Source organism: Sagittula sp. MA-2, from assembly GCF_030126985.1.
Lineage (GTDB): Bacteria > Pseudomonadota > Alphaproteobacteria > Rhodobacterales > Rhodobacteraceae > Sagittula.
Genome location: NZ_CP126145.1, coordinates 1298471 through 1315403 on the forward strand (window position 1 = coordinate 1298471; position 16933 = coordinate 1315403).

Annotated in this window: 15 protein-coding genes; 10 read left to right on the plus strand and 5 right to left on the minus strand. The window is 68.2% G+C overall.

The window, feature by feature from the left end:
* Positions 1 to 3 precede the first annotated feature (3 nt).
* Both QNI11_RS06575 and QNI11_RS06580 read right to left on the minus strand, forming a co-directional pair.
* Entirely contained in the window at positions 4 to 819 is an 816-nt protein-coding gene (locus QNI11_RS06575; protein ID WP_283982803.1) for a GNAT family N-acetyltransferase, read from the minus strand.
* Positions 816 to 1493 (minus strand): GntR family transcriptional regulator, encoded by a 678-nt coding sequence (locus QNI11_RS06580; RefSeq protein ID WP_198521871.1) that lies wholly within the window; start codon positions 1491 to 1493, stop codon positions 816 to 818. Before QNI11_RS06580 ends, QNI11_RS06575 begins: the two co-directional genes overlap by 4 nt.
* A gap of 270 nt (positions 1494 to 1763) precedes the next feature.
* On the opposite strand from QNI11_RS06580, the gene QNI11_RS06585 reads away from it, so the two are divergent.
* The 6 genes from QNI11_RS06585 to QNI11_RS06610 all read left to right on the plus strand — a co-directional run bounded on the left by QNI11_RS06585 (position 1764) and on the right by QNI11_RS06610 (position 8414).
* Positions 1764 to 2750: an ABC transporter ATP-binding protein gene (locus QNI11_RS06585; RefSeq protein WP_100927286.1), complete on the plus strand. Its 987-nt coding sequence runs from the start codon at positions 1764 to 1766 to the stop codon at positions 2748 to 2750.
* A 24-nt stretch (positions 2751 to 2774) separates the two neighbouring features.
* Complete coding sequence (locus tag QNI11_RS06590; protein ID WP_283982804.1) at positions 2775 to 4031, plus strand: PotD/PotF family extracellular solute-binding protein; 1257 nt, start codon at positions 2775 to 2777, stop codon at positions 4029 to 4031.
* Positions 4032 to 4239: 208 nt separating this feature from the next.
* Positions 4240 to 5088, plus strand: coding sequence for an ABC transporter permease (locus QNI11_RS06595; protein ID WP_283982805.1), 849 nt, complete (start codon positions 4240 to 4242; stop codon positions 5086 to 5088).
* 114 nt (positions 5089 to 5202) lie between these two features.
* Positions 5203 to 6042, plus strand: a complete 840-nt coding sequence (locus QNI11_RS06600) for an ABC transporter permease (RefSeq protein ID WP_100927283.1) — start codon at positions 5203 to 5205, stop codon at positions 6040 to 6042.
* The gene (locus QNI11_RS06605) at positions 6039 to 6668 is read left to right on the plus strand and encodes an aspartate/glutamate racemase family protein (RefSeq protein WP_100927282.1); all 630 of its coding nucleotides are present in this window, start codon (positions 6039 to 6041) and stop codon (positions 6666 to 6668) included. Before QNI11_RS06600 ends, QNI11_RS06605 begins: the two co-directional genes overlap by 4 nt.
* A gap of 78 nt (positions 6669 to 6746) precedes the next feature.
* The gene (locus tag QNI11_RS06610; RefSeq protein WP_283983486.1) at positions 6747 to 8414 is read left to right on the plus strand and encodes a thiamine pyrophosphate-dependent enzyme; all 1668 of its coding nucleotides are present in this window, start codon (positions 6747 to 6749) and stop codon (positions 8412 to 8414) included.
* A gap of 422 nt (positions 8415 to 8836) precedes the next feature.
* Here the strand turns inward: QNI11_RS06610 and QNI11_RS06615 are convergent, their stop codons facing one another.
* The 3 genes from QNI11_RS06615 to QNI11_RS06625 form a co-directional block, all read right to left on the minus strand.
* Positions 8837 to 9664 carry a sugar phosphate isomerase/epimerase gene (locus QNI11_RS06615; protein WP_283982806.1) on the minus strand — a complete coding sequence of 276 codons (828 nt, stop codon included), beginning with the start codon at positions 9662 to 9664 and terminating at the stop codon, positions 8837 to 8839.
* Complete coding sequence (locus tag QNI11_RS06620; protein ID WP_283982807.1) at positions 9661 to 10644, minus strand: fatty acid desaturase; 984 nt, start codon at positions 10642 to 10644, stop codon at positions 9661 to 9663. The genes QNI11_RS06615 and QNI11_RS06620 overlap by 4 nt, the downstream gene beginning before the upstream one ends.
* A gap of 258 nt (positions 10645 to 10902) precedes the next feature.
* On the minus strand, positions 10903 to 11718 hold the full coding sequence (locus QNI11_RS06625; RefSeq protein ID WP_100927279.1) for an IclR family transcriptional regulator: 816 nt from the start codon (positions 11716 to 11718) through the stop codon (positions 10903 to 10905).
* A 235-nt stretch (positions 11719 to 11953) separates the two neighbouring features.
* On the opposite strand from QNI11_RS06625, the gene bhcA reads away from it, so the two are divergent.
* The 4 genes from bhcA (at position 11954) to bhcD (ending at position 16782) form a co-directional block, all read left to right on the plus strand.
* Entirely contained in the window at positions 11954 to 13147 is a 1194-nt protein-coding gene (bhcA, locus tag QNI11_RS06630; RefSeq protein WP_283982808.1) for an L-aspartate--glyoxylate aminotransferase BhcA, read from the plus strand.
* Positions 13148 to 13161: 14 nt separating this feature from the next.
* A complete protein-coding gene (gene bhcB / locus QNI11_RS06635) occupies positions 13162 to 14136 on the plus strand; it encodes a beta-hydroxyaspartate dehydratase BhcB (protein WP_283982809.1) in 975 nt (324 codons plus the stop codon).
* Positions 14137 to 14333: 197 nt separating this feature from the next.
* A complete protein-coding gene (gene bhcC / locus QNI11_RS06640; protein ID WP_283982810.1) occupies positions 14334 to 15497 on the plus strand; it encodes a 3-hydroxy-D-aspartate aldolase BhcC in 1164 nt (387 codons plus the stop codon).
* A 289-nt stretch (positions 15498 to 15786) separates the two neighbouring features.
* On the plus strand, positions 15787 to 16782 hold the full coding sequence (gene bhcD, locus QNI11_RS06645; protein ID WP_283982811.1) for an iminosuccinate reductase BhcD: 996 nt from the start codon (positions 15787 to 15789) through the stop codon (positions 16780 to 16782).
* Positions 16783 to 16933: the final 151 nt, after the last annotated feature.

Consider the following 16933-nt stretch of genomic DNA (forward strand, 5'->3'; position numbering starts at 1 on the left):
GCGTCAGCCAAGCTCCAGCGTGGCGACGGCGTAATAGGCGGGCGCGGTGCCTTGCGGGGCAGGGCCGCGGTGCATCCGCGCGGTCTGGAAGACCGGCTCGAACCCGATGGAGCGGACCAGCGTCTCAAGCGCCGTACCCTCCGGCACGTCGATGAACACAGGCCCCTGCGGCGCGCAGGAGAGCAGGGTGCGGGCCTCAGCCTCCGTCTGCGCATGAAGCGGCCCGATCTTCGTGCCGGAGTGGCAGAGGCGATGGGTCGCGAAGGCGGCGGGTGCCCCTTCTGGACCGATGACCCAAGTCCGGCGCGTCTCCGTCCCTTCGAACCACGCCCTGGCAAAGCCGTCGCGGGCGTGTCCGCAGGCGGCGCGGTCCATCTGCATCAGCGCCGCCATGTCCGCCGCCTGCGCAGTGCGCGCGGTGCCGTCCCCCGGCGGAACGGCCTCAAGGCAATGGCGCAGCGTGCGCCCGGCGAAGACAAAGCCGGAGCGGGCATAGTTCGCTTGCTGTTCGGCCACGCCGTCCAGTGTGACCGTCCTCCCGCCTGCATGTCCCAGCGCCGCCTGCCACAGCGCAAAACCGTAGTCCTGTCCGCGGTACTCCGGCCGGCAGATGTAGAGCCCGAGGAAGGCGTGCGCGTCGTCGTGGTTCACCACCGAGATCGCTGCCACCGGGGCGCCGTCTATCTCCGCCAGGAAGAAACCCCCGGGATCGGCGTCATGGAAGGCCGGGGCGTCGTCGAGGCCGGGGTTCCAGCCCTCTGCCTGTGCCCAGTCCAGCACCATCGCCAGCTCGCCCTCGGTCATCGCTTTGATCTTCACGGCGCCAATGCCTCTTTCAGGGACCGCGACGAGGCCTGACGGTCGCGCAGGTCGAGTTGCGAATGCAGGTCGACGAGGTGGCTTTTCATCAACTCCTCTGCCCGCGGGCCATCGCCCTTCGCCAGCGCGTCGAGCAGCGCGTGATGCGCGTGTTTCTCGCACAGGGCGCTTTCGCGGCGCCAGTAGAGCGCGATGATCAGCGACGACCGGGCGATGAGCGCGGTGATGACATCGGCGATGGTGCCATGGTCGGCGATGCGGGCGATCTCGATATGGAACTGTCCCGAGAGATGCAGGGCCTTGCCGTGGTCGCCATCGGCCAGCGCCGCGTGCTCTTCGTGGATGTGCCGTTCCAGCGTTGCGAGGTGCGCATCCGTGATGCGAAGCGCCGCGCGCCGGGCCATGAAGGGTTCCAGCAGGGCGCGTGCCTCAAAGACCTCGTGCGCCTCGCGGGTGGAGGGCTGCGCGACGAAGGCGCCTCGGTTGCGCCTGATCTCGACCAGCTGGTGATGCGCAAGCGATTGCAGGGCGGCGCGGATGATCGTGCGCGATACGCCGTAGATCTCTGCCAGCTCGTCCTCGCCCAGCTTGGTGCCCGGTTCCAGCCGCCGCTGGTGGATGGCCAGCGTCAGCGCACCGGCTATGCGGTCCGACTGGGGCAGGCGGGGCTGCATGGCAGACGCGCCCGATGGTGTTTTCTCGAATTCAGCGTTCATGGCGACTCGGTTGTCGCAGGTCGGGAGAACGTGCTCAAGATTCGCCGGTGTTGTATGGGTGTGGAATGGTGATTGTATACAACTTTGTGCTCAATATCTGATCCGCGCCCCCTTCCGTCAGCCTGATTTCGCGGCAGAAAAAGAAAATGCCCGTCCCTGACAGGGTGAATGCTTCCCCGATCACAGGTCTCGCCGCACTGATGACCCAATAACGGACGAGGGACGGACATGGGCGCGACCGGCAAGGACCTGGAACTGGTGAACGTGACCAAGCGCTACGGCGAGACCGTGGCGGTGGATGCCATCAATCACCATTTCGCGCCCGGCACCTACGCCTGCCTTCTGGGGCCGTCGGGCTGCGGCAAGAGCTCGACCCTGCGGATGATCGCGGGCCACGAGACGGTTTCGGACGGCTCCATCGTGCTGGGCGGAACGGACGTGTCCCACCTGCCGCCGGCAAAGCGCGGCACCGCGATGATGTTCCAGAGCTACGCGCTGTTCCCGCACCTCTCGGTGGCCGAAAACGTCGCCTTCAGCCTGAAGATGAAGGGCGTGGACAGGCCCGAACGCCTGAAGCGCGCGGGCGAGATGCTGGAGCTTGTCGACCTGTCGCGGCTTGCCGACCGCTTTCCCGATCAACTGTCGGGCGGGCAGCAGCAGCGCGTGGCACTGGCCCGGGCGCTCATCACGCGCCCGCAGGTCCTGCTGCTGGACGAGCCGCTCTCGGCGCTCGACCCGTTCCTGCGCATCCGGATGCGGGCAGAGCTGAAGAAGCTGCAGCGCGAGCTGGGGATTTCCTTCATCCACGTGACCCACGGGCAGGACGAGGCGCTGGCGCTCGCCGACGAGATCGTCGTCATGAACAACGCCGTAATCGAGCAGGCCGGGTCGGCGCGGGACGTCTTCAACGCGCCGCGCACCGCTTTCGTCGCGCGTTTCCTTGGAGGGCACAACGTCATCGCGCTGCCCGAGGGCAAGGTTGCCGTGCGCTCGGACGCGGTGCGCATGACCGATGCGGGCGCCGGTCGGATGCCCGCGCAGATCACCGCGGTCGAGTACCAGGGCACGCATGTGAACGTCACCGCCGCCGTGGCGGGGGAGCAGGAGGTGACCGCACTCCTGCCCGACGCGCTGTACTTCGCGCAACCAAGACACCCGGGCGAGCCTGTCGGCCTGACCTGGGAAAACGACCAGCAGCACCCGCTGCAGGCCTGACCTGACAATAGGGAGACCAACAGAATGACAATTTCCAGACGACAGCTTCTGAAGACCGGCACGGCCGCCGCCGCGGCCAGCACGCTTGGCGCACCGATGATCTGGGCGCAGAACATCAAGGACGTGACGCTGCGCCAGTTCGGCACCGGCGTGTCGAACCTCAACGAGGTGGCGCAGAAGGTGAAGGAAGACCTCGGCTTCACACTCGAGATGACGGCGCTCGATTCCGACAGCGTGACGCAGCGCGCGGCAACCCAGCCGGACAGCTTCGACATCGCCGACATCGAGTACTGGATCTGCAAGAAGGTCTGGCCGACCGGCAACCTGCAGGCGATGGACGTGTCGAAGATCGCCAACTACGACAAGATCGTCGGCATCTTCAAGGACGGCAAGCTGACGCCCGAGTCGGTGATCGCGCAGGGCACGGCACCGCACACCGTGGGCTTCACCACCGGCCCGGACGGCACCGACTTCGCGGACGAGCAGACCAACTGGATGACGCTCATCCCGACGATCTACAACGCCGACACGCTGGGCATCCGCCCCGATCTGATCGGCCGTCCCATCGACACCTGGGCCGAGCTGCTGAACCCGGAGTTCAAGGGCAAGGCCTCGATCCTCGACATTTCCTCCATCGGGATCATGGACATGGCCATGGTCTGCGAGGCCATGGGCGAGATCCAGTACGGCGACAAGGGCAACATGACCCGCGAGGAGATCGACAAGACCATGGCGATCTTCACCGAGGCGAAGCAGAACGGCCAGTTCCGCGCCTTCTGGAAGTCCTTCGACGAGAGCGTGAACCTGATGGCCTCCGGAGAGGTGGTGATCCAGTCGATGTGGTCGCCGGCGATCACCGCGGTGAAGTCGAAGGGCATCCCCTGCGTCTACCAGCCGCTGAAGGAAGGCTACCGGTCCTGGGGCGGCGGCATCGGCCTGTCGAAGTCGCTGTCGGGCCTCGAGCTGGACGCGGCCTATGAGTACATCAACTGGTACCTCTCCGGCTGGGTCGGCGGGTTCCTGATGCGCCAGGGCTACTACTCGGCGGTGCCGGAAACCTCCAAGGACCACATGTCCGAGAACGAGTGGGGCTACTGGTTCGAAGGCAAGGAAGCGGCCGAGCCGATCACCAACCCCTTCGGCGATGTCATGGCGCAGGCCGGGGAGATCCGCGACGGCGGGTCGTTCGAGGACCGCATGGGGGCCGTGGCCTGCTGGAACGCCGTCATGGACGAGAACCAGTACATGGTTCGCAAGTGGAACGAGTTCATCGCATCGTGAACGGTTTCGCCGCCCCTGCGGGCGGCGACCGGCGGGGGCGCCTGCCTGCGGCAGGCGCCCCCGGACCATCGCATCGTCCGGACAGGGGTCTTGTGCGGATGCTGCCGAGGGGGCGCTGCCCCCGCCCCTGCGGGGCCCCCCGAGGGTATTTTTGCCAAGATGAAGACCCGGGAAGACAGGGCCCGGGAAAACAGGGGAAGAAACCGGTATGCCGAAGTCGCTCAAGAGCCTGCTGATGGTGTCGCCGCTGGCGGCGGTGATGCTGGTGTTCCTCGTGCTGCCGATCCTGATGATCGTGGTCGTCAGCTTCTGGCGGGCGACGGAGTTCTCGGTCATCCCGGCGTTTTCCTTTGAGAACTACGAGTTCCTCTTCGGTTCGCCCGTGACCTACAAGGTCTTCCTGAACACCTTCAAATACGCGCTGATCACCTGGGTGTTCACGCTGGCCATCGGCTTCACCGTGGCCTATTTCCTGGCCTTCCACGTGCGCAGCCAGAACATGCAGATCGTTCTGTTCCTGCTGTGCACCATCCCGTTCTGGACCTCGAACATCATCCGCATGATCTCGTGGATTCCCTTCCTCGGGCGCAACGGCATCGCCAACTCGACGCTTCTGTCGATGGGGGTGATCGACCAGCCGGTGGAGTGGCTGCTGTTTTCCGACTTCGCGGTGATCCTGGCCTTCGTGCACCTTTATACGCTGTTCATGGTGGTGCCGATCTTCAACACGATGATGCGCATCGACCGGTCGCTGATCGAGGCGGCGCGGGATGCCGGTGCCTCGGGGCCGCAGATCCTGTGGAACGTGATCGTGCCGCTGACCAAGCCCGGCATCATGATCGGCACGATCTTCGTGGTGACGCTGGTGATGGGCGATTTCATCACCGTGCGGATCATGTCCGGGTCGCAGTCGGCCAACGTCGGGCGGCTGATCTCCAACGATATCGCGCTGCTGCAGTACCCGAGCGCCGCCGCCACCGCCGTGATCCTGCTGGTGACCGTGCTGATGGTGATCGGCATCCTCTTGCGGTTCGTCGACATCCGGAAGGAGCTTTGAGCGATGCCTTTGCCGACACCGGCCCTGCCGCCCGCCATTGCGGCACATGAGAGCCCGGCCCGTGCGGCCCGGTCCAAGCCCCAGTCCCAGACCAAGTCCCGGAGGACCTGACCCATGGAACCGCGTCCGCGCTCCTTCTACGTGCTTGCCGCCTTTTTCGGGCTGTTCCTGCTGTTCCTCTACGGGCCGACGATCACCATCGCCATCCTGTCCTTCCAGGGGCCCCAGGGCGGGCTGACCTTCCCGATGAACGGCACGTCGGTCTACTGGTTCAAGGACCTGTTCGAGCAGCAGGCCGTGGGCGACATCTGGGGCAGCTTCCGGCGGTCCTTTGCGCTGGGGTTCATGGTCATGGTGACGACCGTGGTGGTGTCCGTCATGGGCGGGCTGGCCTTCCGGTCGCGGTTCCCGGCCTCTGGGCTGCTGTTCTACCTGATCATCACCTCGCTGGTGATCCCGTCGATCCTCGTCTCACTGGGCGTCGGGCTGATGTTCTCGCAATCGGGGATGAAGGTGCACTGGGCGTCCTCCGGCTTCGGCTCGCAGCTGACGTGGACGCTGCCCTTCGGCCTGCTGATCATGTTCGCGGTCTTCAACCGCTTCGACAAATCCTACGAGGAGGCGGCGCGCGACCTCGGGGCGACTCCGTGGCAGACCATTCGCCATGTGGTGCTGCCGATCATCGGGCCATCGCTGATCGGTGTGGCGCTCTTCGGCTTCACGCTGAGCTATGACGAATTCGCCCGCACGCTTCTGACGGCGGGCAGCTACAACACGCTGCCGCTGGAGATCTACGGGATGACGACGAACGTCACGACGCCTGTGCTCTATGCGCTGGGGACACTGACGACGGTGTTCTCCTTCCTGATGATCGGGGTCTTCCTGCTGCTGGTGACGCTGACCGCGCGCCGCAAGGCGAAGGCCGGGTCGGATGCCGGCAAGGGGATGGTATGATCGTCCTCATCAATCCCAATTCCACCGTCCTCATGACCGAGGCGATGACCGCCGTTGCACAGGATGTCGCGGGGCGGATGAAGGTGGAGGGCTGGACCTCGCACGGCGGGCCGCCCTCGATCCAGGGGCGCGAGGATGGCGATGCCGCCGTGCCGCCGATGCTGGAACTGGTGCAGAAGGCCTGCCGCGACGGGGCGGAGGCGATCCTGATCGGCTGCTTCGACGACACCGGCATCGCGGAGGCGCAGAAGCTGGCGCGCTGCCCGGTAATCGGGATCGGGCAGGCGGCCTATCACCTGGCTGCGGCGGTGGGCGGGCGGTTCTCGGTCGTGACGACGCTCGACGTGTCGGTGCCGGTGCTGGAGGAGAACGTCGCCAGCTACGGCCTTGCCCCGTCGCTGGGCCGGATCCGCGCCAGCGGTGTGCCGGTGCTGGAGGTCGAGAAGGCCGAACCGCGGATCATCGACGAGATCCTTGCCGCAGAAGCGGAGGACGGCGTGGGCGCCGTGGCGCTGGGATGCGGCGGCATGGTGGGGCTGATGGCGCGGGCGCAGAAGGAGACCCGGCTGATCCTGGTCGACGGTGTGCGCGCCGCGACCGGTATGGCCCGCGCTCTGATCGCCTGACCGTATAAGCCATTGGGATTGCACTCCGGTTCCGGACGGGCAAAGGTGGCGCCGGAACAGATCGGGGAGGGCGGTTTCATGCGGCATGGTGGCAGGCTTCTGGTGGAGTGCCTCGTGGCACTGGGCGCGCGCAAGGCGTTCGGCGTGCCGGGGGAGAGCTATCTCGCGGTGCTCGACGCGCTGCACGATACCGAAGGCGCGCTGGACTACGTGCTGTGCCGCAACGAGGGCGGCGCGGGGTTCATGGCGGCGGCCTGGGGCAAGCTGACCGGCACCCCCGGCATCTGCATGGTGACGCGCGGGCCGGGGTCCACCAATGCCTCCATCGGGGTGCACACCGCCCGGCAGGACAGCGCGCCGATGCTGCTGTTCGTGGGGCAGGTGGCGACCGACATGATGGGGCGCGAGGCCTTCCAGGAGGTCGACTACCCCGCGGTCTATGGCACCATGGCGAAATGGGCGGTGGAGATCGACCGCGTCGAGCGCATTCCCGAGATCGTGTCGCGCGCCTGGACCGTGGCCACGACCGGGCGGCCCGGTCCGGTGGTCATCGCCCTGCCGGAGGACATGCTGTCGTCCGAAACCGACGCGCCCGCGATTTCAGGCCCGGTCGAGATCCTGCCGCCTGCGCCCTCCGGCCCGGCGGTGGCCAGGGCGCGCGAGATCCTGCAGGGCGCGAAACGGCCGCTCCTGTTCTTCGGAGGAAGCAACTGGACGGAGGCCGGCAAGGCCGCGCTGCGCCGTTTCGCGGAGGAGAACGACATCCCCGCCGTGGCCGTCTTCCGCTATCTCGACATGTTCGACAACCACTCTCCGGCGTTCTGCGGACATTCCGGTGTGGGCATGTGGCCCTCCACCCGGAAGCTGATCGGGGAGGCCGACGTCATCCTCGCTATCAACTTGAGATTCGGGGAAAATTCCACCGGGGGCTACACGCTGCTGAAGGTGCCGGACCCGGAACAGACGCTGATCCACGTGCATGGCAGCGACGGCGAACTGGGCAAGGTTTACCGCCCCGCGCTGGGCGTCCATGCCGACCCGTCCGCCTTTGCGGAGGCGCTGGTGGCGGCGGGTCCGCTGGGGCCGCGCGACGGCACCTGGCGGGCAGAGGCACGGGCGGCCTTCGAGGCGGGATTCGAGCTGCCGGAGCAGCCTTCGCCGGTGGACATGGGCAAGGTCATGGCGCACCTGGCGGAGGTCCTGCCGGACGACGCGATCCTGACCAACGGGGCGGGGAACTTCGCTGTGTGGCCGGGGTATTTCTTCCGTTACGGCGGGGCCCAGCGCCTGCTGGCGCCGCAGTCCGGGGCCATGGGCTACGGGCTGCCGGCGGCCATCGCGGCCAAGGTCGCGCACCCCGACCGCACCGTTGTCTGCTTTGCCGGGGACGGCGATTTCCAGATGACCAGCCAGGAGCTCGCCACCGCCGCGCAGGCCGGGGCGCAGCCCGTGGTGCTGATCCTGAACAACGGCATCTACGGCACGATCCGCGCCCACCAGGAACGCCATTACCCGGCGCGGGTGTCGGGCACCACGATGGTCTCGCCGGACTTCGCGGCGCTGGCCCGGTCCTACGGTTTCCACGGAGAGCGGGTGTCCCGGACGGAGGACTTTGCCGCCGCCTTCGACAGGGCGCTCGCTTCGGAGACGGGCGCGGTGCTCGACCTCGACATTTCCGAGGAGGCGCTGACGCCGCGGGTGACCCTTTCGCAGATGCGTGCCGCGGCGCAGAAATCGGGGCGGTAAGGCGGCACTGGCTGCGGTCTCCGGTCGCTTGAAAAGGTGACCGGAGGTGCGGGCCGTTCAGGTTTCCTTTATCGTTTCAATACAATTCCTTGAAGGAAACACTTCGAGTGTTTCCTGAAGTGCGGGCAACGCTCCCCGCCCGCGCCGATGTATCTGCGGCAAGCCGGGTTGAGAACCCCTTCCGACCGGGTTTTCTGAACGAAACGTGCAGGTTGCGCCCGATGCTTAAGGCAGCGCGCGCCGCAAGATCTGGCGGGGGCGCAACGGCCCCGCCACAACGGGTTAACGCCGCCAGCCACCAATTAACCGGATGTTATGAGGCAAACCGGCCGGTTCGGCCCCCGTTTCCGGCCGGTTGGTAACCTTTGTGCAGGGGCGCGGCATTCACCCTTCGTTTGCAATTAACCTTTGGCACCCGCCCCTCAGGCCTCCGCCCAGAGCCCCTCGGCCAGCGCCTTCAGCCGCAGCGCCTCCTGCCAGCGGTTCGACATCTCGCGCCCGGTGGCGTCGGTCATCGCGTATTCCGGCGGGCCAAGCTCGCACAGGAAGGTCAGCGGCGTCTCGGGGTGCACGGCCTTGTAATGGCCGAAGCCCTCGCGCCAGATCGCGGTGAACAGCTCCAGCCACTTGGCGTTCTGCGGGAAGTCCAGTTGAAGCTGGATCTGCTGGCGGCTGGCGACCCGGCCCTGAAAGCTGTCGCAGCGCTGCAGGATGCGGGTCAGAAGGCCACGTTCGAAGGCGCCCAGCGGCAGCTTCCATTCCCGGTCCACGAGGTAATGCGACAGGTCGCCGGACAGCCGCATCTCCGGCACGGCGTCGATCAGTTCGAGCGTGGTGAAAAGGTCATTGGTGATGCAGTTGCGATGCGTCTCGAACTGCACGGGGACGCCTTCTTCCTCCGACATCTCGATCCAGGTGCGCACCACGGGGATGGCGCCCGCGGTGCTCAGCGGAAAGACCTGCCCGATGAGGTTCACGAAGGGCGAGCCGAAATCCTTCGCCATCTTCAGCGTGTCGCGCAGGGCGGGCACCGACCGGGGGAAGGCCACGATCAGCGGCACCAGCCCGTGGTGGCGGATGTGCGGCAGCACGTCGTGGGCGGTCTGCACGTCGGCGGCGCCGAGGTCGATCGCCAGCCCGTGAAAGCCCGCGTCCTTCACCATGCCGCAGATCGCGTCGTAGGGCAGGGTTTCGCCGCTCTGGTCGTGCGGAGACATTGCCCAGAGCGACTGGAAGACCTGCAGCGTCACGCCGCTTCGATCCGCGCGCTGGTGCCGTTGCCGCGCGGCACGATCCAGACCTCGTCATAAGGGTAGTCCGCCTCCGACTTGGCCGAGAGCTTGCGGATCACCTCCACCTGGAACTCGATCCAGCCCATGGCGTGCGGCGCGGCGCCGTTCTTCTTCATCTCGCCGTCGAGGTCCTTCAGCTGCCAGAAGGGCACGGCGGGAAAGCTGTGGTGCGCGGTGTGATAGGGCATCTGCCAGCAGAGCCAGCGCATCACCGCGTTGGTGCGGGTGGAGCGGGTGTTCTCGAGGATGTTGTCCTCGTGGCTGAGGCCAAGGTGCTCGATGGTGTTCTGCAACTGGTGGACCGGCTTCATCACCACCATCGGCGCCAGCCACAGGAGCACGGCGGCCCAGCTTTGCGTGACAAGCGACAGCACGGCCACGGCGGCATAAAGCGCGGCATGGATGCGCGCCTCGCGGATGACCAGCGCGTGCTGCTCGGGGCGGATGTAGGGTTCCAGCACGATCCCGCGCGAGAACCGCACGATCCGCGCGACGCGGCTTTGCCAGTAGGTGACGCCCCAGAACCACAACAGGTAGGTCTTCAGCGTGTAGGGTTCGCGCGTCAGCTCGCCGTCCTTCTCCCAGTTCTGGGTGTGCTGGTGGTGCGCCCAGTGCTGGATCTTGTCGAAATCGCGGGGGTAGATCATCAGGAATCCGATCAGCCGCCCGAAGATCTCGTTCAGCCGCCGGGTGCGGAAGACGGTGTCATGCGACAGCTCGTGCTGCCCGGCGTAGAGAAAGTTCAGAAGCACCCCGTGCGCCATGAAGAGCGGGATCGACCAGAGGCTTGCCCAGGTGGTCCAGAGCAGCGTGCCGGTCAGGGCGATGGCGGCGAAGTGGCTGCCAAGCTGCAGCGCGCCGCGCAGGTCGGAGCGTTGCATCAGGGCGCGCAGGCGGGTCGGGGCGATCAGGTCGCGGCGGGAAAACGTGGCTTGCATGGCGCGGAGCCTAGGACACTCCCCGCCGTGACGGCAAGCGTCACGCGCGCCGCGCCGGCAGCACCCCACAGGAAATGCCCAAGCCGCAGGCAGCCCGCCGCCACCGGCCGCAGGCACGTCGCCCGCATACGCCGCACCCCGCTCCCTTCATCTTGGTCCAAATACCTCCGGGGGTCCGGGGGCGGAGCCCCCGGCGGGCGGGGGTCCGGGGGGCGGAGCCCCCCGGCGGATCGGCGCGCGGCAGCGCGCCGAGACCGCTCAGGCCCAGCGCCCGCCCGACAGTTCGGTGATCTCGCGCGCCGCCTCGCGCACCGCGGTGCCCAGCTCCGCCACCCGGTCGGGCGAGAAGCGCGCCGTGGGGCCGGAGACGGAGATGCCGGCGCAGGGCTCCCCCTGTTCGTCGCGGATCGCCGCGCCGATGCAGGACATGCCGGGGTGCCGCTCCTCGAGGTCGAGCGACCAGCCGCGCCGCGCGGTCTCCGACAGGTCGGCGCGCAGGGCCGTTTCGGTAGACAGCGTGCCGGGCGTATAGGCGTCGAAGGCGATGCGCTCCATCACCCGCGCCAGCCGGTCGGGGCGCAGCGCGGCGAGGATCGCCTTGCCGGTGCCGGAGGCATGCATGGAGGTGCGCGTGCCCGGCGGAAAGAAGGCGCGGATCGGGTTCGGCGTCTCGACCTGCCCGATGAAGACCACCTCTGCCCCGTCCGGCACGGCGAGGTTTGCGGTTTCGCCGGTGTCGGCCATCAGGCGGCGCATGACCGGGCGGCCGACCTCGGCCACGGAGGTGCGGGCAAGGAACGAGAGGCCGGTGCGGTAGGCCTCGATCCCCACGCGCCATTCCTGCCGCTCCTCGTCGAAGGCGGTGTAGCGCTGGGCCTGAAGGGTCGTGAGGATGCGGTGGGTGGTGGCAGTGGGGATGTCGGTCTCGCGCGCGAGGTCCGAGAGCGTGGCCGACTGCCTGCGCGCCACGGCCGAGAGCAGCATCAGCGCCCGGTCGAGCGACTGCAGCCCGCCGGCGGAACTTTCCTTGAAGGCGGACTTGGGGCGGCCGCGGGGGCGTCTTTCGGGGGGCATGGGCGGCTCCTTTCGGGGAAGTGGCGGGTGGCACGGGGTCGCGCGGGTGGGGGCGTTTCCGGGGTCCTGCGGGACGGAAAAACTCTCTGCGCTGCGGCGTTCCGGGAAAATGAGAAATGGAATCGTGAGGCGGAACAGGGGCTTGCCCCTATTTTCCGCTGAGTGAAAATGTTTTTCAAGAAAATTGCAAGCGCGGGGCGGATCGCGGATGCTGAGCCCGACCGGAGGAGATCCCATGAGCAACCAGAACCCCGTTTTCATTCCCGGCCCGACCAACATGCCGGACCGCCTGCGCGCGAAAATGCTGGCGCAGACGATGGACCACCGGGCCCCCGATTTCGCCGGGGTGTTCCGCCCGATGCTGGAGGACACGAAAAAGGTCTTCGGCACCACCGAGGGGGAGGTCATCACCTTCCCCGGCTCCGGCACCGGCGGGTGGGAGGCGGCTGTGGCCAACACGCTCTCGCCCGGCGACAGGGTGCTGGTGGCGCGGTACGGGCTGTTCAGCCACAAGTGGATCGACCTCTGCCAGCGTTTCGGGCTGGACGTGCAGGTGATCGACGTGCCCTGGGGCGAGGGCGCGCCCGCCGCGCGCTTCGAGGAGATCCTGAGCGCCGACACGGGCCACGAGATCAAGGTCGTGCTGGTGACCCACAACGAGACCGCGACGGGCGTGCTGTCCGACGTGGGCGCGGTGCGCCGGGCGATGGACGCCGCGCGCCACCCGGCGATGATGTTCGTCGACTGCGTGTCCTCGCTGGCCTCCGTTCCGTTCCACTTCGACGCATGGGGCGTGGACGTGGCGGTGTCGGGCTCGCAGAAGGGCTTCATGCTGCCTGCGGGCATGGCGATCACCTGCGTCTCGAAGAAGGCGATGGCGGCGATGGAACACGCCCGCCTGCCGCGCTGCTACTTCGATTTCCGCGACATGCTGGCGAACAACGCCAGGGGCGGCTTTCCCTATACGCCGCCGCTGCAGCTGATCTACGGGATGCGCGGGTCGCTCGACATGCTGTTCGAGGAGGGGCTGGAGACCGTCTATGCCCGCCATGTCCGTCTGGCGGAGGGGGTGCGCTGCGCCGTCTCTGCCTGGGGGATGGAACTGGTCGCGGCCGCGCCCGAGCTTCGCTCGCCGACGGTGAGCGCGGTGCGCGTGCCGGAGGGCTTCGACAGCAACGCGCTGACCGATCATGCCTACACGGCCTACGGCGTGTCCTTCGGCGTCGGACTGGGGCAGCTGAACGGCAAGGCCTTCCGGATCGGGCACCTGGGGATGCTGACCGACGTGATGGTGCTGTCGGGGCTGGCCACGGTGGAGATGGCGATGGCCGACCTGGGCTACCCGGTGCGGCTGGGCAGCGGGGTCGCGGCGGCGCAGGAGCATTACCGGTCGAGCCGGGGCGCGGGCGCCCTGCGCGACGCGGCCTGAGGCGGGAGGCGGCGATGCTGGATGCGATGACCGAAGCCTCGGCCCTGACGATCGACGACGTGCGCGCAGCGCATGAGCGGATCCGCCCGCATGTGCGCCGGACGCCGGTGCTGCGGTCGGATTACCTCGACGCGCTGACCGGGGCGGCGCTGCACTTCAAGTGCGAGAACCTGCAGGAGGCAGGCGCCTTCAAGGTGCGCGGCGCGACCAACGCGGTCTTCGGGCTGGATGCGGCGCTGGCGGAGAAGGGGGTGTGCACGCATTCCTCGGGCAACCATGCGCTGTCGCTGTCCTGGGCGGCGGGGCGGCGGGGCATTCCCTGCCACGTGGTCATGCCGCGCACCGCGCCGGAGGCCAAGAAGGACGCGGTGCGGCGCTATGGCGGCACGATCACCGAATGCGAGCCCTCGACCACCTCGCGGGAGGCGGTCTTTGCCGAAGTGCAGGCGGCGACGGGCGGCGAGTTCGTGCACCCCTACAACGACCCGCGGGTGATCTGCGGGCAGGCGACCTGCGCGATGGAACTGCTGGAGCAGGTGGAGGGGCTGGAGGCCGTGGTGGCGCCCATCGGCGGTGGCGGCATGATCTCGGGCACCTGCCTGACCCTGTCCAATGTCGCGCCGGAGGTTGCGGTCTTTGCCGCCGAGCCGCAGAACGCCGACGACGCGGCGCGGTCGCTGCAGGCGGGGCGGATCATCGCGGACGATGCCCCCGACACGGTGGCGGACGGGCTGAAGGTGCCGCTCAAGGAAAACACGTGGCATTTCGTGTCGCGCTTCGTGACCGACATTCCGACCGCGACCGAGGCGGAAATCGTGGACGCGATGAAGCTGGCGTGGAAGCATCTGAGGGTGGTGATGGAGCCGTCCTCTGCCGTGGCGCTGGCGGTGGTGCTGAAACACCGCGCGCGGTTCGCGGGCAAGCGCGTGGGCGTGATCGTGACCGGCGGCAACGTCGACCTGGACCGCCTGCCGTGGATGGCGGGGTGACGGGCCCGCGGTGGCCTTGACGGCCGCCGGGGCAGGGGTGGCCTGAAAGCCCACCCTACGGGATGTCGCGCCCGGCGGCTGGGCCGGGCGATGTCCGGGCCGGTGGCTTGGGCGGATGACGGTAAGGCCGCGAGCGCGGCCGGTGGCAAGACAGTCCGCGAGTGCGGCGGATGACGAAACAGAGGGAGACGGGTGCGATGAAGGACATGAAGACGTTCGACGACTACGAGGTGGGGTTCGACATTCCGGCGCTGCCGGGCATGGACGAGGCGCAGATCCAGACGCCGTGCCTCGTGCTCGACCTCGATGCGCTGGAGCGCAACGTGAGGAAGATGGGCGACTACGCGGCGGCGCACGGGATGCGGCACCGGGTGCATGGCAAGATGCACAAGTCGGTGGACGTGGCGCTTCTGCAGATCGAGATGGGCGGCGCCTGCGGCGTCTGCTGCCAGAAGGTGAGCGAGGCGGAGGTCTTTGCCCGCGGCGGCATCCGCGACGTGATGGTGTCGAACCAGGTGCGCGACCCGCTGAAGATCGACCGCATGGCGCAGATCCCCAAGCTGGGCGCGCGGGTGCTGTGCTGCGTCGACGACCTTGCGAACGTCGAGGACCTCTCGGCGGCGGCGCGGCGGCACGGGACGCAGATCGAGTGTCTCGTGGAGATCGACTGCGGCGCCGGGCGCTGCGGTGTGACGACGACATCCGAGGTGGTGGAGATCGCGCAGGCGATTGCCGGGTCGGAGGGGCTGAAGTTCGCCGGCATCCAGGCCTATCAGGGCGCGATGCAGCATCTCGACGCCTATGCCGACCGGAAGGCGAAGATCGACGTGGCGGTGGCCATGGTGAAGGAGGCGGTCGAGGGGCTGGCTTCCGTGGGCCTCGGCTGCGACATCGTCGGCGGCGGCGGCACGGGGTCCTATTACTTCGAGACGGCCTCGGGCGTGTACAACGAGCTGCAGTGCGGGTCCTACGCCTTCATGGATGCGGATTACGGGCGCATCCTCGACGCCGACGGCCGGCGGATCGACCGGGGCGAGTGGGAGAACGCGCTGTTCATCCTGACCTCTGTCATGAGCCACGCCAAGGCGGACAAGGCCATCGTCGACGCCGGGCTGAAGGCGCAGTCGGTGGATTCGGGTCTGCCTGTGGTCTTCGGGCGCGACGACGTGGAATACGTGAAGTGCTCGGACGAGCATGGCGTGGTGACGGACCCGGCGGGCGCGCTGAAGGTGAACGACCGGCTGCGGCTGGTGCCGGGGCACTGCGACCCGACCTGCAACGTGCACGACTGGTACGTGGGCGTGCGCAAGGGCAAGGTCGAGACGCTCTGGCCGGTGTCGGCGCGCGGCAAGGCGTACTGAGCCTTTGCCTGCGGTTTCGGGGCGCCTTGGGCGCCCCGATCCGCCGGGGGGCGCCGCCCCCCGGACCCCCCGGAGGTATTTTTGCCAAGATGAAGGGGGGATGTCGGGGGTTCCGGCGTCTGGGCTGGACGGTGGCGGCTGGCGCGGTTGCGGGGGGCGAGTCCGCGCCTGTTGCTTGCCGAGGCTGGCCGGCGGCGGCTGGCGATCTGCCCGGATGCCGGGGGCACCGCGGGGGCGGCCGGGAAACGAAGGGCCGGGGAACCGGCGGGTGAGACAGGAGGGTGATGCCATGAAGGATACGCCGCAGCAGGGCGATGGGGTGCTCATCGTGGGCGAGGAGGTCTGCAGGGAACTCGTGGGCCGGGGGGAGGCCTTTGCCGCCGTCGAGGCGGTGTTTGCCGCCATGGCCTCGGGTCAGGCGCGGAATTTCCCGGTGGTGCGGGAGGCCATCGGGCATGCCGACGCACTTTACGGCTTCAAGTCCGGGTTCGACCGGGCGGGCATGGTGCTGGGGGTGAAGGCCGGGGGCTACTGGCCGGGCAACATGGGCCGCGGGCTGACCAACCACCAGTCGACGGTCTGCCTGTTCGATCCGGACACCGGGCGGCTTTCGGCGCTGGTCGGCGGCAACTACCTGACGGCGGTGCGGACGGCGGCCTCTTCGGCTGTATCCATCGCGCATCTGGCACGGCGGGACGCGAAGGTGCTGGGCATGGTGGGCGCCGGGCACCAGTCGGCCTTCCAGTTGCGGGCGGCGGCGGAGCAGCGGGCCTTTGAGAAGGTCGTGGCCTGGAACCCGCACCCGGAGATGCTGCCGCAGCTGGCGGAGGTGGCGGCGAGCCTCGGCCTGCCGTTCGAGGCGGTGACGCCGGAGGCGCTGGGCGCGGAGGCGGATGTGATCATCACCATCACCTCGGCCTTCGAGCCGCTCTTGATGCGGGACTGGATCCGGCCCGGTACGCATGTTGCCTGCATGGGCACCGACACCAAGGGCAAGATGGAGGTCGACGCGGCGCTTCTGGCGGCGGCGACGGTCTTTGCCGACGAGGTGGCGCAATCGGTCAGTATCGGCGAGGCGCAGCACGCGGTGGCGGCGGGGCTGCTGGCGGAGGGCGACATCACGCCCATCGGCGCGGTCATCAACCGGGCGCACCCCGGCCGGACCTCCGATGCGGAGATCACCCTGTTCGACGGGACGGGCGTGGGGCTGCAGGACCTCGCGGTGGCCTCTGTCGCGGCGCGGCTGGCGGAGGAGCAGGGCGTGGCGGCGCGGGTCGTGCTGTAGGCCGGGGGCGCGCATGGGCAGAGAGGCACTGGGGCTCAGGGGCTTCCGGGCCGGACGGATGAGGGGCGGGGCTTTCGGGCTGCGCCCCTTCGGTTTGCGGCTGTCCGGACGCCGGGACCGGGCGGTGCGCGGCGCGTCGGTACAGGCGGGG